At 68.6% G+C, this 23,213-nt stretch carries 19 protein-coding genes; 12 read left to right on the top strand and 7 right to left on the bottom strand.

Going from position 1 to position 23,213, the window contains the following annotated elements:
* The first annotated feature begins 37 nt into the window (after nucleotides 1–37).
* The 11 genes from H4F99_RS00450 (at nucleotide 38) to H4F99_RS00400 (ending at nucleotide 8,847) form a co-directional block, all read left to right on the top strand.
* Entirely contained in the window at nucleotides 38–922 is an 885-nt protein-coding gene (locus H4F99_RS00450; RefSeq protein WP_246371171.1) for a DUF3800 domain-containing protein, read from the top strand.
* A gap of 138 nt (nucleotides 923–1,060) precedes the next feature.
* Nucleotides 1,061–3,382 carry an EcoAI/FtnUII family type I restriction enzme subunit R gene (hsdR, locus tag H4F99_RS00445; protein WP_220480989.1) on the top strand — a complete coding sequence of 774 codons (2,322 nt, stop codon included), beginning with the start codon at nucleotides 1,061–1,063 and terminating at the stop codon, nucleotides 3,380–3,382.
* Nucleotides 3,383–3,561: 179 nt separating this feature from the next.
* Nucleotides 3,562–4,023: a hypothetical protein gene (locus H4F99_RS00440; protein ID WP_182667746.1), complete on the top strand. Its 462-nt coding sequence runs from the start codon at nucleotides 3,562–3,564 to the stop codon at nucleotides 4,021–4,023.
* Between the two features lie 122 nt (nucleotides 4,024–4,145).
* Complete coding sequence (locus H4F99_RS00435; protein ID WP_182667745.1) at nucleotides 4,146–4,712, top strand: DUF922 domain-containing protein; 567 nt, start codon at nucleotides 4,146–4,148, stop codon at nucleotides 4,710–4,712.
* 43 nt (nucleotides 4,713–4,755) lie between these two features.
* Nucleotides 4,756–5,601, top strand: a complete 846-nt coding sequence (locus tag H4F99_RS00430; RefSeq protein WP_182667744.1) for a hypothetical protein — start codon at nucleotides 4,756–4,758, stop codon at nucleotides 5,599–5,601.
* 128 nt (nucleotides 5,602–5,729) lie between these two features.
* A complete protein-coding gene (locus H4F99_RS00425; RefSeq protein WP_182667743.1) occupies nucleotides 5,730–6,218 on the top strand; it encodes a Rossmann-fold NAD(P)-binding domain-containing protein in 489 nt (162 codons plus the stop codon).
* A gap of 106 nt (nucleotides 6,219–6,324) precedes the next feature.
* Nucleotides 6,325–6,714 carry a hypothetical protein gene (locus H4F99_RS00420; RefSeq protein ID WP_182667742.1) on the top strand — a complete coding sequence of 130 codons (390 nt, stop codon included), beginning with the start codon at nucleotides 6,325–6,327 and terminating at the stop codon, nucleotides 6,712–6,714.
* Between the two features lie 62 nt (nucleotides 6,715–6,776).
* Nucleotides 6,777–7,277: a GNAT family N-acetyltransferase gene (locus H4F99_RS00415; RefSeq protein WP_182667741.1), complete on the top strand. Its 501-nt coding sequence runs from the start codon at nucleotides 6,777–6,779 to the stop codon at nucleotides 7,275–7,277.
* Nucleotides 7,278–7,384: 107 nt separating this feature from the next.
* Complete coding sequence (locus H4F99_RS00410; RefSeq protein WP_182667740.1) at nucleotides 7,385–8,173, top strand: class I SAM-dependent methyltransferase; 789 nt, start codon at nucleotides 7,385–7,387, stop codon at nucleotides 8,171–8,173.
* A 91-nt stretch (nucleotides 8,174–8,264) separates the two neighbouring features.
* A complete protein-coding gene (locus H4F99_RS00405; protein WP_182667739.1) occupies nucleotides 8,265–8,549 on the top strand; it encodes a ribbon-helix-helix protein, CopG family in 285 nt (94 codons plus the stop codon).
* A 28-nt stretch (nucleotides 8,550–8,577) separates the two neighbouring features.
* Nucleotides 8,578–8,847, top strand: a complete 270-nt coding sequence (locus tag H4F99_RS00400; RefSeq protein WP_343064112.1) for a type II toxin-antitoxin system RelE/ParE family toxin — start codon at nucleotides 8,578–8,580, stop codon at nucleotides 8,845–8,847.
* Nucleotides 8,848–8,992: 145 nt separating this feature from the next.
* Here H4F99_RS00400 and H4F99_RS00395 read toward each other — a convergent pair whose 3' ends face one another.
* Together H4F99_RS00395 and purD are read right to left on the bottom strand one after the other, a co-directional pair.
* Nucleotides 8,993–15,085, bottom strand: a complete 6,093-nt coding sequence (locus tag H4F99_RS00395; protein WP_182667737.1) for a putative Ig domain-containing protein — start codon at nucleotides 15,083–15,085, stop codon at nucleotides 8,993–8,995.
* 159 nt (nucleotides 15,086–15,244) lie between these two features.
* Entirely contained in the window at nucleotides 15,245–16,531 is a 1,287-nt protein-coding gene (gene purD, locus H4F99_RS00390; protein WP_182667736.1) for a phosphoribosylamine--glycine ligase, read from the bottom strand.
* A gap of 140 nt (nucleotides 16,532–16,671) precedes the next feature.
* On the opposite strand from purD, the gene H4F99_RS00385 reads away from it, so the two are divergent.
* Nucleotides 16,672–18,105, top strand: a complete 1,434-nt coding sequence (locus H4F99_RS00385) for an alanine/glycine:cation symporter family protein (protein ID WP_220480975.1) — start codon at nucleotides 16,672–16,674, stop codon at nucleotides 18,103–18,105.
* Nucleotides 18,106–18,108: 3 nt separating this feature from the next.
* Here the strand turns inward: H4F99_RS00385 and H4F99_RS00380 are convergent, their stop codons facing one another.
* From H4F99_RS00380 to prmA, 5 genes are all read right to left on the bottom strand, one after another.
* On the bottom strand, nucleotides 18,109–19,176 hold the full coding sequence (locus H4F99_RS00380) for a calcium/sodium antiporter (protein ID WP_182667735.1): 1,068 nt from the start codon (nucleotides 19,174–19,176) through the stop codon (nucleotides 18,109–18,111).
* Between the two features lie 197 nt (nucleotides 19,177–19,373).
* The gene (purH, locus tag H4F99_RS00375) at nucleotides 19,374–20,972 is read right to left on the bottom strand and encodes a bifunctional phosphoribosylaminoimidazolecarboxamide formyltransferase/IMP cyclohydrolase (protein WP_182667734.1); all 1,599 of its coding nucleotides are present in this window, start codon (nucleotides 20,970–20,972) and stop codon (nucleotides 19,374–19,376) included.
* A gap of 101 nt (nucleotides 20,973–21,073) precedes the next feature.
* Nucleotides 21,074–21,349, bottom strand: coding sequence for a DNA-binding transcriptional regulator Fis (fis, locus tag H4F99_RS00370; protein ID WP_182667733.1), 276 nt, complete (start codon nucleotides 21,347–21,349; stop codon nucleotides 21,074–21,076).
* A 132-nt stretch (nucleotides 21,350–21,481) separates the two neighbouring features.
* Nucleotides 21,482–22,153: a DUF3426 domain-containing protein gene (locus tag H4F99_RS00365; protein WP_182667732.1), complete on the bottom strand. Its 672-nt coding sequence runs from the start codon at nucleotides 22,151–22,153 to the stop codon at nucleotides 21,482–21,484.
* 135 nt (nucleotides 22,154–22,288) lie between these two features.
* Entirely contained in the window at nucleotides 22,289–23,209 is a 921-nt protein-coding gene (gene prmA, locus H4F99_RS00360) for a 50S ribosomal protein L11 methyltransferase (protein WP_182667731.1), read from the bottom strand.
* Between the last annotated feature and the right edge of the window lie 4 nt (nucleotides 23,210–23,213).

Raw genomic sequence — 23,213 nt, 5'->3', positions numbered from 1 at the left:
CGGTGCTACGCGTACCTTCGTAGGAGTTGCATCACGGATGGCCAAGTCGAAATCGCCGACTGACGACGCGTATTCACCCGATGCAGCGGGGCAGATCCCGCTGTTCGGGGATCATGTGCCCCAGCATGTGGGCGAGGCGGCGCCGATGGTGCCGGGCAAGCAGTACAGCCAGCATGTGGTCTACGTGGACGAAAGCGGCGACCACAGTCTGGAAAGCATCGATCCGCAGTACCCGGTGTTTGTGCTGGCGTTCTGCGTTTTCCACAAGAACCACTACGCCACACGCGTGGTGCCGGCTCTGGAAAGCTTCAAGTTCAAGCACTTCGGACATGACGTGGTCGTGTTGCACGAAACCGACATCCGCAAGGAACGTGGCAGCTTCCGCTTCTCCAGTCGTCCGCACAAAGAGGCATTCCTTGATGAACTGACGGGCATCATCGAAGCCAACAACTTCATTCTGATTGCCTCGGTCATTGACAAGATGCGGCTGCGTGAGCGCAGTGAAAACCCGTACCACCTCGCCCTCGGATTCTGCCTAGAGACCCTGTACGAGTTGATGCAAGAGAAGGGTCAGGATGACCTGCCGACGCACGTGGTGGTTGAATGCAGGGGCAGGAAGGAAGACGCCGAGCTCGAACTCGAGTTCCGTCGCATATGCGCGGGCGAGAACCGGTTCGGCAGTCCCTTGCCCTTCGAGGTGGTGTTCGCCGACAAGAAGACCAACTCGACGGGCCTGCAGTTTGCCGATCTGGTGGCCCGCCCAATCGGGCTGTCGGTGACCAGGCCGGGGCAGGTCAATCGCGCTTTCGAGGTGCTGACGCGCAAGTTCTTCTGCAGTGGCGGCCGCAAACAGGTCGGAACCGGGTTTGATGGATGGGGGTTGAAGATTCACCCGGCCCCAGAAAGCGAAAGGCCCCGGTGATCGCACCGAGGCCATGACGCCGGCCGGGAACCCCCAACCCACTTGCGGCGAGTATGGGGTCTGGTTGACACAATTTGCAAGAAAGTCAGGCCGGGCATCCGATGGCTGGCAGCTGCAGGGGCGGGTACATTCATGAACATGATCGAGACCGAGGCCGACACCCGTGCCAACCGTATCGACCCGGTGCTGCGCGACGCGGGCTGGGGCGTGGCGGACGGCGCGCAGGTACACCGGGAGCTGATCTGCCCCGGCCGCATCCTGGCAGGTGGACAGCGTGGCACCGGGCTGTCGGCGGATTACGTGCTGAGTTACCGCGGCCGCAAGCTGGCGGTGATCGAGGCCAAGAAGGCCGGTCTGGGCCATACGACCGGGGTCGGCCAGGCCAAGGACTACGCGGACCGCCTCAAGGCACGTTTCGCCTATGCGACCAACGGTATCGGCTGGTACGGCATCGACATGCACACCGGCGCGGAAGGCGACATTGCCTTGCCGTTCCCGACGCCGGAGCAATTGTGGTTGCGTTGCTTTCCGGACGGCAACGACTGGCGAGAGCGCTTTGGTACGGTGCCCTTCGAAACCGGCGGCGGCAGGTGGCAGCCGCGCTATTACCAGCACAACGCCATCACCGCCGTGCTGGAGGCCATCGCAAAGGACCGGAATCGCGTCCTGCTGACCTTGGCCACCGGCACCGGCAAGACCTCGATTGCCTTCCAGATCGTCTGGAAGCTGTTCCATTCGAAGTGGAACCTGAGCCGTGACCCGGTCCGCCGGCCACGCATCCTCTTCCTCGCCGACCGCAACATCCTGGCCGACCAGGCCTTCAATGCCTTCAGCGCCTTCCCGTCGGATGCGCTGTGCCGCATCCGGCCGGAGGAAATCCGGAAGCGTGGCGGCATTCCCCGCAATGCCAGCGTCTTCTTCACCATCTTCCAGACCTTCATGACCGGTGGCGGCGCTCCGGACGAGCCGCAGTTCACCTTCGAGGGCTACGAGCCGGACTTCTTCGACTTCATCGTGATCGATGAATGCCACCGTGGCGGCGCGCGCGACGAGAGCACCTGGCGAGGGATCCTCGAGTACTTCAAGCCTGCCGTACAGCTGGGCCTGACCGCCACGCCCAAGCGCGACGTCAATGCCGATACCTACGCCTACTTCGGCGAGCCGGTCTATACCTATGCCTTGAAAGAGGGCATCGGCGACGGCTTCCTGACCCCGTTCAAGGTCAGGCAGATGGCTTCGACGCTGGACGAGTACACATTCACGGATGGCGACGTGGTGCTGGCCGGCGAGATCGACCGGGACAGGACGTACACGGAGGCGGACTTCAATACCCGGCTGATCATCGACCAGCGCGAGCAGAGCCGGGTGCAGGAGTTCATGGACCAGATCGACCAGCGCCAGAAGACCCTGGTGTTCTGTGCGACCCAGGATCACGCCGCGCGCGTGCGCGACTTCATCAACCAGATCAAGGACAACCCGGACCCGCACTACTGCAAACGCGTGACCGCCGACGACGGCGAGCTGGGCGAGCGCCACCTGCGCGAGTTCCAGGACAACGAGAAGACGTTGCCGACCATCTTGACGACCTCGCAGAAGCTGTCCACCGGCGTCGATGCGCTGAACATCCGCAACATCGTGCTGCTGCGGCCGATCAGGTCGATGATCGAGTTCAAGCAGATCATCGGTCGCGGAACCCGCACCTTCGACGGCAAGGATTACTTCACGATCTACGACTTCGTGAAGGCCTACGAGCACTTCAACGACCCCGAATGGGACGGCGAGCCACTGCCGCCAGAGGACACACGGCCATCGCGCAAGGATCGGGACCACGACGGGCCCTTTGACCCGCCTGACGGCCCGCCGCACGTTGATGAGCCGCCACCGCCCGAGCGTGTCGTGGTGAAGCTGGCCGACGGCAAGGAGCGCAGCATCCGCTACGTGTCCGCCACGACCTACTGGCATGACGGTCGCCAGATCAGCGCCCAAGAGTTCATGGAACAGCTGTTTGGCGACCTCGATGCGCTGTTGACCCACGAGGACGAGCTGCGGGCGATCTGGAGCGATCCCGACCGGCGGGAGGCCTTCATCCAGCAGCTGACGGACCGCGGCTACGACAGCGAGCGGCTGGACGACATGCGTCGCCTGATCGATGCGCCCAACAGCGACATTTTCGACGTGCTGGCCTACGTGCGCTTCACGCTGGCACCCCTGGCCCGCTCACAGCGGGTCCGCTGCGCACTGTCCAATGGCCTGGGCGGATACGAGCGGGAGATGAAGTCGTTCCTGGAGTACGTGCTGGGCAATTACGAGCGAAACGGCATCGGGGAGCTGGCCAGCAACAAGGTCGCGGACTTCCTGCGTATTCGCTACGGCGGCGTGAACGATGCCAAACGGGTCCTGGGCAGCGTGGAAGTGATCCGCCGGGCTTTCGTCGACATCCAGGGGCATCTGTTCCGATAGCAGGCTGACTGGTTTCATTGGCATTTGGCGGGGAAGCCTCAAGGAGGTTCCGATGAAGTTCGAGGGGAGAACCATTGCCGGGAGTAAACTGCCGGCACTCGTCCACGAGTTGCGGGTTGGGCGCCGGACGCTCAAGGCCGGAACCCGGCAGTCGATCAAGCCGCGGGCGGCGTTGACGAATGCCCAGAGGGCGCGGCGGACAGCCCGCGCCGCTCGTGCATAATCCGGACACGACCCCGGGGAGGGGTGCGTTCGAGATCACGTTTCAAAGGGGGACATCGTCGATGCTGAAGAAAAGCCTTGCCGCCGTGTTCATGGCCGTGCTCCTGGCCAGCTGTGCGTCATCCGGATCGAGCCCGTCGGTGCCGCGCATCGATGCGACGACGACGGCGACCGCGGAGGCCTCCTACAAGGCCATGCACGCACGGCTGCCGCAGCAAAAGCAATTGCAGCTCATGCTGGCCATGCTTTCCATCAACATGATCGGCGTCAACAGCGCCCATGAAGTCGCCGGCAACCCCGACCTGCAGTCTCCGTCCATCGGCCGCATCAAGGACGTGGTCGCGGGAATGTCCGCGGACGAGATCATTGCGTATGCCGCGGAGCATTCAACCGTAAGGATGGAAGTGACCCCCCAGTAGGACGGAACTGGAAGGCGTTACACATGGCCCGCGGCACCGCAGGGCCTGGTCGATCACCCAGGTCGACGCCGCATCGCGGCGGCGCTTGGTTCCCTGGACAACCGGCCCTGAAAGGGGGTGTCGTGAAACCTGTAATCCTTCTGCTGCTCCTCGCGGTGCCCTTCGGGGCGGTGTTGGCAGCGATATCCGCACCCAAGCCCGAGGTGGAGCTCTACGAAGTCGACGGAGCGTCGCTTGCCGAGCTGAGGGAAGGGCTTGCCACGCGCGGTCCGGTCGGCCAGGACGCCGTGCGGTACCACGGCTACACGGAGTGGCACGTGAGCTGGAGTTACAGGACCGCGACCGATGGCGCGAGCTGCGAGATCGTTGACTTCAGCACAACCGTCACCGCGACGATAATGCTGCCGATCTGGCGCCCGGCGCCTCGGGTCGACGCAGGGCTCGTTGAACGCTGGACGACATACCGCAATGCGCTGGAGCGGCATGAACTGGGCCACCACGCGTTTGCGTTGGCGGCCGCCGACGAGCTGGAACGGGAGCTGGGCGCCTTGAGCGGCGATGCGGGCTGCGCACCGCTTGTCGAGCAGTTGAACGCGCGCGGTAGCGAGATCGTCGCGCAGCAGGCCGAGCTTGAACGTGAGTACGACAGGACCACCGACCACGGCGCAACCCAGGGCGCGATTCTTTGACGGTGCGCTTCGCGCATACTCGGCCAGCGCCCCGGAGCCTGGGGTGGGGCGCGCCCCGCCTGTCCACCTGACCGGAGTCCACATGGTCCGTTTCATCCTGCTTGCCGCGCTCATGGCCAGCGCGCCCGCCGCCGCAACCGATACGGGGATGCCCGGGGCGCTGCCCGAAGCGCAGGAGGCCGCGGCCCTTCGCACGGCGGAAGCGACGGGCCGGGTGATCTATCGCCACGACCAGGCGGCGACCGTTGCGACCGACGTGGCCCTCGCTGACCGCGCCTTCCGAAGCGACGGGCGACTCGACGGTTGGATCACCGAAGAGCAGGACGGCGGGATCGTCGTGACCTTCATCGACGACACGCCGTCGGCGCTCTACCGCGTGACCGTATCGGCGAATGGGGTCGCCGGTCCGCTGGAGGCGCTGGACGCGCCCACGCCACTGTCACCGCATGAGCAGGCGGCGGCCCGCGCGCGATCGGCGGCGCTGGCGAGCGGTTTCGAGCCCTGCACGCGCACCTACAACAGTGTCGTGCTGCCGCCGGGTTCGCCTGCAGGACCGCACTGGGTGGTCTATCTGCTGCCCGGCACCACGGATCCGCATGCCGTGCCGATCGGAGGCACGTACCGGTTCGACGTGGACGGCACCACCGTCGTCAGCCAGCGGGGTTTCACCCGCACCTGCATTGCGCTGCAGAAGAATGAAGTTGCAGAACACAGTTTGGCGTTTCTCATGATCACCCACCTGTTGGATCCGATCCCGACGGAAGCCCATGTGTTCTGGAGCCTGTGGGCGCAAAAGCCCATGTACGTGTCGACGGTGCCGAAAGGCAGCCTGTGGTTGATCGAGGACGGCACGATCCAGCTTATCGAGCGCGACGCCGCCGAAGGGTGACGGCGCCCAGCCGGACGCCGGGACAGGGGGCGAACGTGGGCTCCGCTGGCACCCGGCGGGTGATGCATACTCCGCAAACCGCCCCGGGTCCGGGGTGTAGTGGGCGTCAGGCATCAATGGAGAGCCTCATGCGACTCATGCCGCTGTTCTCGCTGCTTCTCGCAGTTCCGCTCGCGACGCTCGCCGCGGAACCGAACAGTGATCGCACCGCAATTGAAGATGTCGTCGAGCAGTTTCGGGCGTCGATCATCGAGAAAGACAAGGAGAAGTTTCTTGAGACGTTCCTGCACAACCGGGTGACCTGGCAGGCCGCCACTTCGACTGAGCGACATGCTGCCGAACTCCAGTCCGATCCGGGGGCAAGGAGGGTTTCATACCGTCCGGAAGACACCCCGGAGGCATTCATCGATGGCATCGTCAACAGCCCATCCGAGATTGAAGAAACGTTCTCCGGCGTAACGATCGACACTGATGGCATGGTGGCTTCAGTCGCCTTCAATTTCGAGTTCCTGCGTAATGGGGAAGCGATCAACACCGGCCGCGAGTATTGGCTCCTGGTCCAGACTGGAACCGGGTGGAAGATTGCGGCCGTCACGTGGTCCCGGAACACACCTTGAGGCATGGCCCGATTGATGCGTAGCCGGTCAATCAAGCCGGCATCCGTTCGACGCTCGGGGTAAATTCACCGGCAACGCCGCAGGAGTCGCAGTCATGCATCGTGCAGTGCCCTGGCTCAGAACCCTGATCTCGCTGCCACTGGGCGTGGCGGCCATCGTCATGTTCCACAAGGGTGTGGGCGTCCTCTTGCCGCGCCTGTACGGCACTGATCTTTCGAACGACCCGGACCGGCTCGCCATGCTGGGCCTGACCGTGGTCGCAGGCATCCTCGGGAGCTTCGTCGCGGCAGGCGTGGCCCGGCACCGGCTATGGCTCCACATGGGACTGTTCCTGATCGTGATGATCGCCATCGATCTTCCGGCGGTGCTCGGCTACCTGTCGCCGCAACCGCTGTGGTTCAAAGCGATGGTGATGTTGACCCTGCCGCTGCAGGCGTGGCTCGGAGGCCTGTTGGCACGCGCGGTGTTCAGAAAGGCTTACGGGCCGGCGGCCTGAGCGTTCGTTCAAGCCAGCGTCGCTTCGCGGCGCGGCGTAACCCAAGTGTCAGAGGCCCATCCATGTCCACGCAGTCGATCACCATCAGGCACCTGGAACCGGCGGACATCGCGCAGGTGCACGCGCTGTACGCGGAGCCCCATGCCTACGCGGACACGCTCCAGCTGCCGTTCCAGCCCGTGGCCGCCTGGGACCGGAAGCTGGATTGCAGCCAGCCGGGCACGGCCTGCCTGGTGGCCCTCCGCGGGGACGAGGTCGTGGGCCAGATTGGCGTCGAGGTCCATCAATCCCCCCGTCGACGCCACGTCGCGACCTTCGGCATGGGGGTGAAGGCGGCCGCGCAGGGCACGGGCGTCGGCTCCGCGCTGGTGGCGGCCGCCATTGAGCTGTGCGAGAAGTGGATGAACGTGTCGCGGATCGAGCTGGAGGTCTATACGGACAATGCGGCGGCGATTCGCCTGTACGAGAAGCACGGCTTCACGATCGAGGGCACGTGCCGCCGGTATGCGTTCCGCAACGGACAGTACGTGGACGTGCATGTCATGGCGCGGGTCGCGGCCTGAACACTGCGCAGAGCCGCGAATGCGAATTCCGATAGCGCCGTCCGGGTGGTGCATGCTTCAAGGATCGCCCTGGATAGAGCGTGTCGTTGACACCAGGCGGCCATGACATGAAAAAGTCCGAAGCGCAGTACTTCGAGATGAACCGCATCGGCTGGGACCGCCGGACGGCGGTCCACGTCGAGTCCGGGTTCTACGACGTGGACGGCTTCATGGCGGGCGCGTCGTCGCTCCGGGAAATCGAGCTGGCCGGGCTGCAGGATGTCGCGGGTAAAAGGCTGCTTCACCTGCAATGCCATTTCGGGCTGGATACGCTGTCGTGGGCCCGGCAGGGCGCCCTCTGTACGGGTGTCGACATATCCCCCGTCGCGATCCAGCAGGCGCGGGCACTGGCCGGGCAGGCCGGGCTGTCGGCCAGTTTCGTATGCGCGGACGTCTACGGGTACGCCGCCCCGTCCCCCGAATCCTTCGATATCGTGTTCACCTCGTATGGGGCGATCTGCTGGCTCCCGGACCTGGACCGTTGGGCCGATGTCGTGGCGTCGAACCTCGCCCCGGGCGGCAGGTTCTACATGGTCGAGTTCCACCCGATCCATGATCTGCTGGCCGGCTTCTCGTACTTCACCCGGTCGGAGCCTGACGTGGGCGAGGAAGGCACCTACACCGAGAACGGGGCGGATGCGGTGGCCGAGCTGGCCACCTGGGCCCACCCGATGTCCAGCGTGATCAATGCCTTGCTGGGCGTGGGCATCAGGATCGATCGGGTCAGCGAGTTTCCCTTCAGTCCCTACAACTGTTTCAAGGGCATGGTGGAGCGGACGCCTGGCCGGTTCCATCTGGAGCATCTGGGGAATGACGTGCCGATGGTCTACAGCATCAGTGGGCGGAAGGTCGCTTGAGAGCGCAGGTGGACAGAGTCGATATGACGCTGCGCGCCCTTGTGTCACATCTGTGCTGCTTTGCGTTGAGCCCCATTGCCGGGAGTCCCGCATGAGCACCACGACCATCCGCCTGCCGGACGAACTGAAGGCCCGCGTTGCCAAGGCGGCGGAGGCGGCTGGTACCACGTCGCACAACTTCATCCTGGAAGCGATCGCCGAGAAGGCGGAACTGGCCGAACGGCGCGCCGACTTCCACGCATTGGCCGAGCAGCGCTATGCGCAGTTCCTGGACACCGGTGAAAGCATCGCGTGGGAAGACGCGCGGACCTGGCTTAAGGAGCGCCTGGCGGGCAAGCGCGTGAAGCGACCTGCGGCCAGGAAGCGGGCACGCTGAGGTGGCGCGTGTCCGTTTGGTGCCTGCCGTGTTCGACGACCTGGGCCGCATCGTCGATCACCTGCACCAGCACGAGGTCGAAGACGCCGGAGCGCGCGGCGACCCGATCATCAGCGCACTCGATGTGCTTGAAGACAATCCACTGATCGGCCGCCCTGCCGGCGACGGCCGCCGCGAACTGCTGATCGGCCAGGATTCGCGGGGCGACGTGGCGTTGTACCGCTACCTGCCGGTGCTCGACACCGCGCTGGTGCTGGCGATCCGGGCGCAACGCGAGGCGGGCTACGCAGGCGACTGACGTGGCCGCGCTCGCCGCCTGGACATGGCTGCTGGCGTTTTCAGAAGCATCCGAAGCCACCCCCCACAATCCCCAAGGCAAAAAAAAAGCCCCGCGTCGCCGCGGGGCTTTCTCGTGCATCGGGTCCAACCGGACCCTGCGACCCTCAGTAGTCCTTCTGCAGGTTGAGCATCACGCCGTGGTCGTCCTGGTCGTCGCTGCCCGCTTCCGTGCGGTACTCGACGCGCGTGCTCCAGCCGCCGTCGCCATCGAAGCCCAGGCCCAGGCCGAGCATGAAGCGCGAACGGTCGAACCCGCTGGGTGACAGCGTGTAGAACGGCCCGCTGGCGAGGTCGGCGTAACGCACCAGCGCATTGCCGCCGCCTTCCAGCTCGCGCTGGTACTCCACGCGGAGCTGCGGGAGCAGCCAGCCCTGGGTGATGCGGTGGCGCCAGTCGACGCGCAGGCCGAGGTTGCCGGTGCTGCCGTCCACGTCCATCGCCTCGTAGCGCAGCGCGAGAACCGGGTGGCCGGTCTCGGTGAACGCATCCAGCGAACCGCGCGTGACATCGAAGCGGGCGTACGGGGTGAAGCGCAAGCTGCCCTCGCCGAGGTCGGCACCGACCGACACCGAGCCGAACCACTGGTCGCCGTCGCGCTGGCCGCGCACCGTGCCGGTGTCGGCGGTGAGCTGGCGGCGCATGTCGAAGTCCAGCGTCTGGTAGCCGACCAGGCCGTCGACGAACCAGTGCTCGCCCGGATGGAAACTGCCGTAGCCGACGAGGGCCTTGGCGACGCCTTCCAGGCGGCTGCCGGCGTTGCCGACCTCGTTGTCGTCGCGGCCGTAGCCAAGGCCGGCACCGAGGGTGAAGGACGGGCCAAGGTCGACGTCGAAGCCGACGCTGAGGCCGTCGCTCTCGAAGCCCACCGCGGAACCGCCCTGGCCGTCGAAGCTGCCCGAGCGGATCGAACCGCCGATCCAGGCACCGAAGCCGCGTGCGGCCTGCTGGCTGCCCAGCGGGGTCTCGTCGGCGCTGGGCGCCATGCCGGCCGGGGCCGGGATCGGCTGGGCGCAGTCGTCGCCCGGTTCGGTCACCAGCGAAGGCATGCAGCTGCGCTGCATCGCGACGCTGACGCTGCTGTCGACGCCATTGCCGCGCTGGCCCGAGTGCAGGCGCTCGAGGCGCTGCTGGAAGTTGCCGACCTGGGCGCGCGCGAAGCGGCGGGCCGACTGCAGCTGGGCGTCGACCAGGCCGCGGACTTCGGCGTCCTGGGTCGGGTCGGGCCGGTCGGTGGCCTCCAGCACATAGTCCCGCGTGCCGGTGAAGCCCAGGGCGTCGGTCGCGGTCAGTTCGAAGCTGAACTCACCGGCGGCCTGCAGGGTGCCCGACAGCGTGCCGTCGGTGGCCAGTTGCAGGCCGGCCGGCAGCGCACCGCCGGTGACCTCGAACGTGTACGGCGCGGTGCCACCCTCGGCCTGGAACACGGCGGCGTAGTCGACGCCGTAGGTGGCGGTGGGCAGGGCGTCCGGGCCGATCGCGATCGTCGGCGCGTCCACGTCCAGCGCGTAGGCCTGGGTCACGGTGCCGGCGGTGCCGGCGGTGGCGTCGGTCGCGGTCACGCTGAAGGTGAAGCGACCGGCCTCGGTCGGCGTGCCGGACAGCGTGCCGTCGGTGTTGAACGACAGGCCGGCGGGCAGGGTGCCGCTGGCCAGCGCGTAGCCGTACGGTGCGATGCCGCCTTCGGCCGCGAAGGCCTGCGTGTAGGCGACGCCCGCGGCGGCGGTCGGCAGGTCGCCGGCGGCCGGGGTCATCGCCAGCGCCGGGGCCTGCACCACCAGCTCGAAGCGGCGGGTCAGGGTGGCGCTGTTGCCGGTGGTGCTGTCGGTGACGGTCAGGGTCAGGGTGAAGGTGCCGGACTCGACCGGGCGGCCGCTGAAGGTGCGGCTGTCGCGGTCGAACTGCACGCCCTGCGGCAGGGTGCCGGTCAGGCTCACCGAATACGGCGCGATGCCGCCGTGGATCGTCAGCGCCTGGTTGAGCGGGCTGCCGGCGACGACGGCCTCGAGCACGCCCGGAGTGACGTCGAGCGCCGGCGTGGCGATCTCCAGCGCATGGACCTGCGAGCCGGTCTGGCCGTGCGCATCGGTCGCGATGACCGTGAGGCTGAAGCTGCCGGCCTCGGTCGGGGTGCCCGACAGCGTGCCGTCGGTGGCCAGCGACACGCCGCTCGGCAGGCGGCCGGCCGACACCGCGAAGGTGTACGGCGCGGTACCGCCGGTGGCCGACACGGTGGCGGCATAGGCCTGGCCAGCGGTGCCGGTGGCCAGCGTGGCCGGGTCGAGGGTGATGGTCGGGGCCGCGACCACCAGGGTGTAGCTCACGGCCACGGTGAACGGTGCGCCCACGCCGGTCGAGCCGGTATCGGTGGCGGTCACGGTGATCGGGTAGCTGCCCGGTGCGGTCGGCGCGCCCGACAGGGTGTCGCCGCTGAAGGCCATGCCGGCCGGCAGCGCACCGCCGAGGGCATAGCTGTAGGGACCGACGCCACCGCTGGCGGTGAAGGCCTGCGAGAACGCGGTGTCATAGCCGGAATTGAAGCTCGATGCGCCCGGTGCGAGGGCCAGGGCCGGGGCCATGATCTCCAGCGCATGGACCTGCGAGCCGGTCTGGCCGTGCGCGTCGGTCGCGGTGACGGTCAGGCTGAAGCTGCCGGCCTCGGTCGGGGTGCCCGACAGCGTGCCGTCGGTGGCCAGCGACACGCCGGCCGGCAGGCGGCCGGCCGACACCGCGAAGGTGTACGGCGCAGTACCGCCGGCGGCCGACACGGTGGCGGCATAGGCCTGGCCGGCGGTGCCGGCGGCCAGCGTGGCCGGGTCGAGGGTGATGGTTGGAGCCGCGACCACCAGGGTGTAGCTCACGGCCACGGTGAACGGTGCGCCGACGCCGGTCGAGCCGGTATCGGTGGCGGTCACGGTGATCGGGTAGCTGCCCGGTGCGGTCGGCGCGCCCGACAGGGTGTCACCGCTGAAGGCCATGCCGGCCGGCAGCGCACCGCTGAGCGCATAGCTGTACGGACCGACGCCGCCCGTGGCGGTGAAGGCCTGCGAGAACGCGGTGTCGTAACCGGCGTTGAAGCTCGACGCGCCCGGCGCGAGGGCCAGCGACGGGGCGGACACCTCGAGGGTGAACGCGCCGGTACCGGTGAACGGCCCGTCGCCGGTGCTCGAATCGGCCGCCGAGGCGACCAGGCCGAAGTTGCCGGCCTCGGTCGGGGTGCCGGACACGGTGGCGCTGGTCGCGGTGGTGGCCGTGACCGACAGGCCGGCGGGCAGGCCGCTGACCTGGAAGCCGGAGAACGGCGCGCGGCCGCCCGCCCAGGTGAAGGTCTGGGTGTAAGGAATACCGGCCTGTGCGGCCAGGCCGCTGCCCGCGGTGACGGAGATCACCGGGCCGCCGACCGTGATCGACACCGTGGCCGGGGCCGAGGTGCCCCCATCGTTGGTCGCGGTGAAGCTGAAGCTGTCACTGCCGGCAAAGCCGGTCGACGGCGTGTAGGTGGCCGTCGTCCCGGACAGCGAAACCGTGCCGTGCGCCGGCGCGGTGGCGATCGCCACGGTGTCGACGACGCCATCGATATCCAGCGCGATCACGCCCGATACGTCGTAGGGCACCGTGGTGGTGCTGTCATGGGCGACCGGCACCGCGTTGGTGATCGAGACCGAGTAGGCCTGCGAACCCGTGAACGGACCGCTGCCGGTGCTGTTGTCGGTGGCGGTGACGGTGAAGTTGAAGGTGCCGGCGGCCGTGGGCGAGCCGCCGAGCGCGCCCCCGCTGGAGAGCGAGAGGCCGGGCGGCAGCAGGCCTGCGGTCACGGCGAAGGCATGCGGGGCGGTCCCCCCGCTGGCCGTCATCGACGCCGTGTAGGCGGTGCCCACCGTGCCCGTTGCCAACGTGGCCGGCTGCACCGCGATGAGCGGCGCATCGACCGTCAGCGAGTAGGCGCGGCTGCCCGTGTTCGGGGCCGGGGCGGTGACGCTGTCGGTGGCGGTCACGGTGAAGTTGAAGGTGCCGCCCGCGGTCGCGGTGCCACTGAGCACGCCGCTGGTGTCCAGCACGAGGCCCGCGGGCAACGCGCCGGCGGTGATCGCGAAGCTGTACGGCGCGACGCCGCCGCTGACACTGAGCGCCTGGCTGTAGCCGACGCCGACGGTCGTGCCCGGCAGCGTGGTCGGGGCAAGCGACATCGGCGCAGACGGGGTGACGGCGTTCGACGCGGCGGATGCCAGGCCGTTGCCGGCGCTGTTGCTGGCTTGCACCGTGAAGGTATAGGTCTCGCCGTTGGTCAGGCCGGTGACGGTGAGCGGGCTGCCCGCGCCGGTGGCCAGGATGGCGCCCGGGCTCGAGATGACCGTGTACGAGGTGATCGCCGCGCCGCCGTTGGAGGCGGGCGGGGTGAACGTGACCGTGGCCTCGCCATCGCCGGCCGTCGCGGTGCCGATGATCGTGACGCCCGGCACGACCGCGTCCACGTTGAACGACTGGTTCACCACCGGGGCCGGCGCATGGGTCGCGTCGCCCGGCTGCTCCGCACGGATGGTGCAGGTGCCTGCGCTGTAGAACGTCAGCGCGCCGCCCGTGGTGATCGTGCAGATGCCCGGGGTGGCCGACGAGAAGAAGACGGTCAGGCCCGAGCTGGCGCTGGCGCTCAGCGTCGGCGTGGTGCCGAAGTCCTGCGCGCCCGGGTTGTCGAAGGTGATGGTCTGCGGGGTGAGGTCGTCGTTGAGGATGGTGACGGTCGCGGTGTTGTCGGCGATCGTCGCGTTCGCCGGTCCGGACAGGGTGACGTAGAACGTCTCGTCGCTCTCATGCACGGTGTCGCCGTTCACGAGCGCGGTGATCGTGTCCGTCGTCTGTCCCGGGGCGAAACTCAGCACGCCGCTGAAGCCGACGTAGTCGTCCCCGGCCCACGCGGTGTCGTTGCTGCCCGCGTAGTTGACCGTCACGACCTGGCCGCTGGGGGCGGACAGGCGCACGGTGACGTTCACCGGCGTGGTGCCGGCGTGGCCTTCGATCACGCTGGTATCGTCGATCGACACGCTCGGAAGGGGATCGTCGTTGGTGATCGTGCCCCGGCCCTGGCTGTCCCAGATCGTCGCGCCCGTGGCGTTGCTGATGTTGACGAGGAACGCTTCGTCGGCTTCGTTCAAGGTATCGCCGTTGGCCAGCACGGTGAAGGTGCCGCTGGTACTGCCCGCCGGAATGGACATGCCGGTCTGGGTGTTTGCCACGTAATCGCTGCCCGCGCGCGCGGCGCTGTCCGCTGTCGTGATGTCGAAGGAGACGCCACCGGCCGGCGCAGGCGCATCCAGGGTCACGGTGAACGTAAAGGGTGTGGTGCCGGCATTGCCTTCGGTCCCCGTCACGTCGTCGATCGTCAGGCGTGGCAGCGGCTGCGCGTCGTCGTTGACGATGGTGCCGGTGGCGCTGGAGAACGGACCGGTCCCGTAGCCGGTGCCCGGCGTCACGGTGAGCACGACGGTTTCGTCGGGCTCGTAGGTCGCATCACCGATCGGGTTGATGACGACTTCCCAGTTCATCGCACCCAGCGGCAGCGTGACCGTGCCGCTGGGCGGCGCGTAGTCGCTGCCTGCGGTGGCGGTGCCGCCCAGGCTGTAGTTCAAGGTGACGGGAGTGGCCGCCAGCTTGTCCAGGCCGACCTGGAATCGCAGCGGCTGGCCGCCGTTCTCGGTGACGCTCGACACCATCGCGAAGGCCTGCGCCTGCGGGGGCGTGTTGCCGTAGGGGACCACGTAGCGATTGATCTGTCCGCTGCGCGGAACGCCGTTGCTGGTCGCCGTGAAGCCACCGAACATGTCGATGCCCCAGGTGTCCGAGGCAGTCGTGACGTAGGTGAACGTACAGGTGGTGCTGCCGCCCGGATCCAGCGGCAGGCCCGCGCAGTTCAGCGGCCCCACGGTGCGGCTCATGTTCTGGAGGACGATCGCGCTGGTCACCGCGTTCGAGCTGCCGAACGTGGCCTGGAAGGTGATCGTCTGGCCGGGCCCGGTGTAGTAGCCGGGCGACGCGCCGGTGATCGTCATCACCTGGGCCGTGGCCGGCGAGGCCAGGCCAAGGCCGGCGAGCAGCAGCAGCGCCGCCGAAGCGAGCCTGTGCGACACGCGGGACTTGGGCTCGGTGCCACCGGCGCGCGAACGCACACCGCCGGCGTCGCCCTTCCGGGCGCGCAACGTCTTCAAGAACATCTGGATCCCCTGTGATGTGGCGGCAGCAACCGATCCGGTTGTGCCGATACTGCCCCCTCATGGTGGCAGATCAGGGAACTGTGAGCCAGTGCCGGTTTTGGCGGTTGCAACCCGCGCCATCGCGCGGGTCGCCCCGGTTGGGCTTGGGGAGACTCAGCCCCGTTCGCGTTCGATCGCGCGCCAGCCGATGTCGTGGCGGTGGAATTCGCCGTGCCAGGAGATGCCGGCGACTTCGGCATAGGCGTTCTTCTGGGCTTCGGCGACGGTATCGCCCAGCGCGCAGACGCAGAGCACGCGGCCGCCGGCGGTGACGACGTGGTCGCCTTCCAGCTTCGTGCCGGCATGGAACACTTTGGCGCCCTCGACGTCCGGTGTGTCCCAACTGCCGATGGTGTCGCCGGTGCGCGGCTTGTTCGGGTAGCCCTCGGCCGCCATCACCACGCCGAGCGAGGCGCGCGGGTCCCAGTCGACCTCACGGCCGGCGAGTGCGCCGTCGATCGCGGCCTCGACCAGCTCGGCCAGGTCGGAGCGCAGGCGCAGCATGATCGGCTGGGTCTCCGGGTCGCCGAAGCGCACGTTGAACTCGATGACCTTCGGAGCGCCATCCTTGTCGATCATCAGGCCCGCGTAGAGGAAGCCGGTGAACGGCGCGCCGTCGGTCGCCATGCCGCGCACGGTCGGCTCGATCACCTCGCGCATGATGCGGTCGTGGATTTCGGGCGTGACCACCGGCGCGGGCGAGTAGGCGCCCATGCCTCCGGTGTTCGGGCCGGTGTCGCCGTCGCCGACGCGCTTGTGGTCCTGGCTGGTGGCCATCGGCAGGGCGGTGTGGCCGTCGACCATGGCGATGAAGCTCGCCTCTTCGCCATCAAGGAACTCCTCGATCACGACGCGCGCGCCGGCCTGGCCGAATGCGTATTCGGACAGCATGTCGGTGACGGCGGCTTCGGCCTCGGCCTCGCTCATGGCGACGATCACGCCCTTGCCGGCGGCCAGGCCGTCGGCCTTGATCACGATCGGCGCGCCCTTCTCGCGGATGTATTCCAGTGCGTCCTCGGCCTGGGTGAACACCGCGTAGTGCGCGGTCGGGATGCCGTGGCGGGCAAGGAAATCCTTGGCGAAGGCCTTGCTGCCTTCGAGCTGTGCGGCGGCGGCGGTCGGTCCGAAGATGCGCATCCCGGCCTCGCGGAAGCGATCGACCACGCCCGCGACCAGCGGGACTTCGGGGCCGACCACGGTCAGGCCGATGCCCTCGTCGCGGGCCAGTGACAGCAGGCCCTCGAGGTCGGTCGCGGCGACGTCGACGTTGCGGCAGCCGGTCTCGGTGGCGGTGCCGGCGTTGCCGGGGGCCACCAGCACTTCGTCGACGCGCGGCGACTGCGCCAGCTTCCAGGCGAGGGCGTGCTCGCGGCCGCCGGAACCGATCACAAGGACTTTCATGGGCACTCCTGGCCTGGACGTGTAACTGGGAACACGGATTTTACGGGAGGTTGCGGAAACGGCGCATCGCGGGCCGATCCGGGGCGCACTGTTACCATCGACCGCGTTGCCCGTGGGGCGCAGGCCGGTACGTGCGGACGATGGATGCAGTGCTCGACGTGATCGAGGCGGTGCTGGCGCCGGTGATCGGTGCCATCAACGGGGTGCTGTGGGGCTACGTGCTGGTCTATGGCCTGCTCGCGGTCGGCCTGTACTTCACCCTGCGCCTGCGCGGCCTGCAGCTGCGGTTGTTCCCGCACATGCTGGCGCTGGTGGCACGCGGCACCCATGCGGATGCCAGCGGCATCTCGCCGTTCCAGGCGCTGTGCACCAGCCTGGCGGCGCGGGTCGGCACCGGCAACCTGGCGGGCGTGGCGATCGCGCTGGGGCTGGGCGGCCCGGGCGCGCTGTTCTGGATGTGGTGCACGGCGGTCGTCGGCATGGCCACGGCCTATGCCGAGAGCGCGCTCGCGCAGCTGTACAAGGAGCGCGGCGAGGACGGCCAGTTCCGCGGTGGCCCGTCCTACTACATGACGCGCGGCCTCGGCCATCGTTGGATGGGCGTGGCCTTCGCACTGGCGCTGCTGCTCAGCTACGGGCTGATCTTCTCCAGCGTGCACGCCAACGCCATGGCACAAGCGCTGGACGGTGCGTTCGGGCTGGGGCGCGCGACGGTGGCGACCGGGCTGGTGCTGCTGGCGGCGGCGGTGATCTTCGGTGGCCTGCGTTCGGTCGCCCGTTTTGCGCAGTGGGTGGTGCCCTTCATGGCGATCGCCTACCTGTTGCTGGCGGGCTGGGTGCTGGTGACGCGCCTGCCACAGGTGCCCGAAGTGCTCATGCTGGTGGTGCGCAGCGCGTTCGGCCTCGACGCCGCCGCGGGCGGCCTGCTCGGGGCGCTGAGCGTGGCCATGCTGCAGGGCGTGAAGCGCGGTCTGTATTCGAACGAGGCCGGCATGGGCAGCGCACCGAACGTGGCCGCCGCGGTGACGCCGGTGCCGCACCATCCGGCCAGCCAGGGGCTGGTGCAGGGGCTGGGGGTGTTCATCGACACCCTGCTGCTGTGCACGGCCACGGGCGTGATCATCCTGCTGGCGGGCGTCGGCGCGGAGGGCGACGGCGTGCAGGTCACGCAGGCGGCGATGACGGTGTTCCTCGGCGACTGGGGCGCGGGCTTCGTCGCGGTGGCGATGTTCTTCTTCGCCTTCACCACCATCCTGGGCAACTATTCCTACGCCGAGGCCAATCTGGTCTACCTCGGCGGCGGGCGCGGCAGCCTGCTCGCGCTGCGGCTGGCGACGCTGGCGGTGATCGTCTGGGGCGTGTATTCGAAGGTGCAGTTGGTGTGGGACGCGGCCGACGCGTCGATGGCGATCATGGCGACGATCAACCTGGTCGCGATCGTGCTGCTGTCGGGCGTGGTGGTGCGGCTGACCCGCGACTACGAGCGGCAGCTGAAGGGCGGCGCCGCGCCGCGCTTCGTCATCGGCGAGCACCCCGGCCTGGCGCGCGGGGTGGACGGCGAGATCTGGCGCTGAGGTTCAGCGCCCCTGGCGTCGGTGGTGCAGCGCGCGGGTGGTGACCACCGCCAGCGTCACCACGGTCAGCGGGATCACGAACCAGGTCATGGCGTGGCTGAAGCCGTCCAGCGCGGCGTGGCCGGTGCTGTCCAGCAGCAGGTAGGTCGCGTAGGCGACGTAGTAGCCGAGGAACAGCGCGCCTTCCCAGCGGGCGATCAGGTGCCCGGTGAAGAAGATCGGCAGGCAGGCGACCGCGGTGGCGACCATCACCGGCAGGTCGAAGTGCAGCGCGGCGCGGCTGACGTCGATGCCGGTCGGCGAGACCAGCGCGGTCGCGCCCAGCACCAGCAGCAGGTTGTAGATGCCGCTGCCGATCACGTTGCCGGCGGCGATGTCGCGCTCACCGCGCAGCGTGGCGAGGATGGAGGTGGCGATCTCCGGCAGCGAGGTGCCGATGGCGATCACGGTCAGCCCGATCACCAGCTCGCTGATGCCCATCGCCTGCGCGATGGTGACCGCCGAGTCGACCAGCCAGCGCGCACCCAGCACCAGCAGGCCCAGGCCGACCACCAGCATGCCGATGTTGAACCACAGCGGGCGCTTGGGCGGTGCGGGCGCGGCATCGCCGGCGTCCTTCTCGCGCCGGGCCAGCCACACCAGCAGGACGGTGTAGGTGACACCACCGACGACGAGCAGGGCGCCATTGGCGCGCGAGAGTTCGCCGTCGGCCGCCATCAGCCAGGCCAGCGCGGACACGCCGACCAGGACCGGCACGTCGAGCCAGATCAACTGGCGCGCGACCACCAGCGGCACGATCAGCGCCGAGATGCCCAGCACCAGCAGCACGTTGACGATGTTGCTGCCGACCACGTTGCCCAGCGCGATGTCGGGCGAGCCCTGCAACGCCGCGCCGATGCTGATCGCCAGTTCCGGCGAACTCGTGCCCATGGCGACCACGGTCAGGCCGACCACCAGCGACGACAGCCCGGTGGCCAGCGCGATCCGCGAGGCCCCGCGCACCAGCAGTTCGGCACCGCCGACCAGGACGACCAGGCCGGCCAGCAGCCAGAAAACAACGGAGATATCCATGCTCGACATCATGACCGAGTTGAGCCCCCTGAGTCAGGGCTGACGTTCACCAAGCGCCGCTTGGTGAACCCCAAAATCCGCGGTGCGGATTTCGGGCCCCGTCAAGGCGGCTCCAGACCCCCATTCGCACCTGCGGTGCGAATCGCCCCCTGACTCAGGGGGCAATGCAGCCGGACGTGTCATCGACCCTGCAGGCATCAATGCCTGAAGTGGCGAACGCCGGTGAACACCATCGCGATGCCGTGTTCGTCGGCGGCGGCAATCACTTCGTTGTCGCGCATCGAACCGCCCGGCTGGATCACCGCCTTGATGCCGGCGGCGGCGGCGGCGTCGATGCCGTCGCGGAACGGGAAGAACGCATCCGAGGCCATCACCGAGCCCTCGACGACCAGGTCGGCGTCGGCGGCCTTGATGCCGGCGATGCGCGCGGAATAAACCCGGCTCATCTGGCCGGCGCCGACACCGATGGTGCGGTGGTCCTTCGCATAGACGATCGCGTTCGACTTGACGAACTTGGCGACCTTCCAGGCGAACAGCAGGTCCTCGAACTGCGCGTCGGTCGGTGCGAGCTTCGTCACCACCTTGAGCTCATCGCGGGTGACCACGCGGGCATCGGCGGTCTGCATCAGCAGGCCGGAGCCGATCCGCTTGGTGTCGATGAAGCCCGGCGACGGCGGCGCCAGCGGAATGCGCAGCACGCGCACGTTGGCCTTCTTCTTCGCGTAGGCCAGCGCCTCGGCGTCGTAGTCGGGGGCGATCAGCACCTCGACGAACTGGCGGTCGAGGATGGCCTTGCAGGTCGCGCCATCGAGCGGCGTGTTGAAGGCGAGGATGCCGCCGAACGCGCTGGTCGGATCGGTGGCGTAGGCGAGCTCGTAGGCATCGCCACAGGCCACGCCCACCGCGACGCCGCAGGGGTTGGCGTGCTTGACGATCACGCAGGCCGGCGCGTCGAACTGGCGTACACACTCCCAGGCCGCGTCGCTGTCGGCGATGTTGTTGTAGCTCAGCTCCTTCCCCTGCAGCTGCTCGAAGGTCGCCAGCGAGCCGGGCGCCGGGTACAGGTCGCGGTAGAACGCCGCCTGCTGGTGCGGGTTCTCGCCGTAGCGCAGGTCCATGACCTTCACGAAGCTGCCGTTGGCCTGGGTCGAGAACGCCGTGCGCGATGGCAGGTCGCCCGAGGTGTCGGTGACCGAGGACAGGTAGTTGCTGATCGCGGCGTCGTACTGGGCCACGCGGTTGAAGGCGGCGACCGACAGTTCGAAGCGCTTCTCAGCCGACAGCGCGCCGCCGTTGGCCTTGAGCGCGTCCAGCAGCGACGCGTACTGGGCCGGATCGGTGGCGACGGCGACGCGGGCGAAGTTCTTCGCCGCGCTGCGCAGCATGGCGGGGCCGCCGATGTCGATGTTCTCGACCGCGTCGGCCAGCGTGCAGTCGGCGCGCATCGTGACGGACTCGAACGGGTAGAGGTTCAGCACCAGCAGGTCGATGGCACCGATGCCGTGCTCGGCCATGACCGCGTCGTCGGTACCGGCGCGGCCCAGCAGGCCACCGTGCACGAGCGGGTGCAGCGTCTTGACGCGGCCGTCCATCATTTCCGGGAAGCCGGTGACGTCGCTGACGTCCTTCACCGCCAGGCCGGCGTCGCGGATCGCCTTCGCGGTGCCGCCGGTCGACAGCAGTTCGACGCCCAGGCCCGCGAGGGCGGTGGCGAGTTCGATCAGGCCGGTCTTGTCGGACACGGACAGCAGGGCGCGGCGGATCGTTACGGCGCCGGGAGTCTGGGCAGCGGTCATCGGGATGCGGGTGCGGGACGAGGGGAGCCGGCGATTATACCGGGGCCCCTGCATCCGTTCCCGATGGCGGCGGCGTGGCACCCGGCCACGCGCGGGGCGGGTCAGGCCAGGCCGTACTCGCGCAGCTTCTTGCGCAGCGTCGCGCGGTGGATGCCGAGCATCGCCGCGGCGCGGCTCTGGTTGCCTTCGCAGTGCTGCATCACCTCGGCGAGCAACGGGATCTCGAGTTCGCGCAGGGCGATCTCGTAGAGGTTCTCGGTGTCGCACCCGTCCAGGTCGCCGAGGAAGCGTCGGATGGACGTCGCCACGTGGTCGCGCAAGGGCACGCGCGGGCCGGAGCGGGCGGTATCGGTGGTTCGGTCGGTGGCAGCGTTCAAATCGGGTCCCCTGTACGACGGCCCGTCCGGAGTCACCCGGCACGGCGTGCAGTGGGGCAAAGGACGGACGAAGCAGTCTAGCGCGAGTGTCCCGGCCGAAATACAGCAGGGGTTCACATTCGGGGCAGCGTGTCAGCGGAACTCGAAGGTATAGGCCACGATGTGGGCGGCCGGCTCCACCACTTCGAAGGCGACGGTCGTGCTCTGTTCCGGGGCGAGGGTGCCCTGGGCCTCCCCGGGACGGTACTCGTCCGGCTTGAAGGCACGCTGGCCGGCCTGCCGGCCGTCGGCGTCGGACAGGCTCAGGACCAGGGTCGGCCAGGCCTGCGGCCAGCGCGCATCGTTGCGGAAACTGGCATTGATCCTCAGCAGGCCGGGTTGGCCGGGGACGGGTCGCACGCTGCGGTCGAGCATGGTGAATGCCTCTGGCTCGTGCCAGGGCGGCAGCGTGCAGCGAAAAACCGTGCAGGTGGCCAGCAGCAGTGGGCGCCAGCCGGCGCGCGCGGCCAGTTCGGCGCGCTGTGCGAGCAGCAGTTGCAGGGCGAGCAGCAGGGCAAGCGTGCCCAGCGCCAGCCAGGCCGGCCAACGCGGGGAGGTGGCGAGCGGGTCGATGCGGACCCGGGTGAAGCTGGGGCCTCCGCGTCGCGGTGGAGGCGCGCTGGACCGGCTGTCCGGGGGCGGCGGTGCTTCCGCGGACGGCGGTGCCACGCGGTCAGGGGCGGCAGCGGGCGCGTCGGGGGCCGATCCCGATACCGGATCGCCGTGGGGCACCGGCGTGGACTCGGGCGCGGTGTCATCCGTCATGCGCTGGCATCGCGGGCAGCGCGCCGCGTCGGCACCGGAGGCCTGCGCGATCAGGAAGCCACAGTGAGGGCAGGGAACGAACATGGGGTCGAGTGTAAGCAACCGGAGCCGCGCTGCGGAACCGCAGGCCGTGGTTCAGCCCCGGCGGACCCCGGTGACGCGGATCCAGTCCTCGAGCCGTTCCGCCCGCAGGTCGTCGAAGCGCGCGGCATAGACGGCGATGACGTCGTCCTCCTGGCCCGCGAGGATGCCGGACAGTGCCAGTTGGCCACCGGGCGCCACCTGTTCGCCGATGACGTCGGCCAGTTCGATCAGCGCCGAGGCGAGGATGTTCGCGACCACGACCGGGTAGGTCCCGGTCGGGGCGTCGCCGGGCAGGTGCACCGACATCCGGTCCTCGACACCATTGCGCTGCGCGTTGTCCAGCGTCGCCGCGACCGCCTGCGGGTCGTTGTCGATGCCGACCGCGCGCACCGCACCGAGCTTCAGCGCGGCGAGCGCCAGGATGCCCGAGCCGCAGCCGAAGTCGAGGACATCGCGACCGGCGACCTGGCCCTCCCCGGCCAGGGCGTCCAGCCACTGCAGGCACAGCGCGGTGGTCGGGTGCGTGCCCGAACCGAACGCGAGCCCCGGATCGAGGCGCACCACCGCGGCGTCGTCGGCGTCGGCGCCCTCGGGCAGCGCATGGTTCCACGGCACGATCCAGGTCCGCGCGCCGAATTTCAGCGGCGCGTACTGGTCCATCCATGCGCGCTCCCAATCCTGGTCCTCGACCTCGCGGAAGCGCGCGCGCGACCAGTCGAGGCCTTCGTCGTGCGCGGCCAGCGCATGCAACAGCAGTTCGGACGGCGTATCGCCGGGGAACAGCGCGGTCAGCACCATCTCGCCCCATAGCGGGGTCTGGCCGACGCCCGGCTCGAAGATCGCCTGCTCGTCCGGCGCGTCGGCATGGGCATCGGCCAGCGTCACCGCGAGCGCGCCGACGTCCTCCAGCGCGCGCTCGTAGCGCGGCTGCTGGGCTTCGGTGCAGGGCAGGGTGAGTTCGAGGAAGGGCATGGCG

The organism is Marilutibacter penaei (genome assembly GCF_014145395.1).
In the GTDB taxonomy this organism is placed as follows: Bacteria; Pseudomonadota; Gammaproteobacteria; order Xanthomonadales; family Xanthomonadaceae; genus Marilutibacter; species Marilutibacter penaei.
This window is presented reverse-complemented; position numbering and strand designations above follow the sequence as displayed.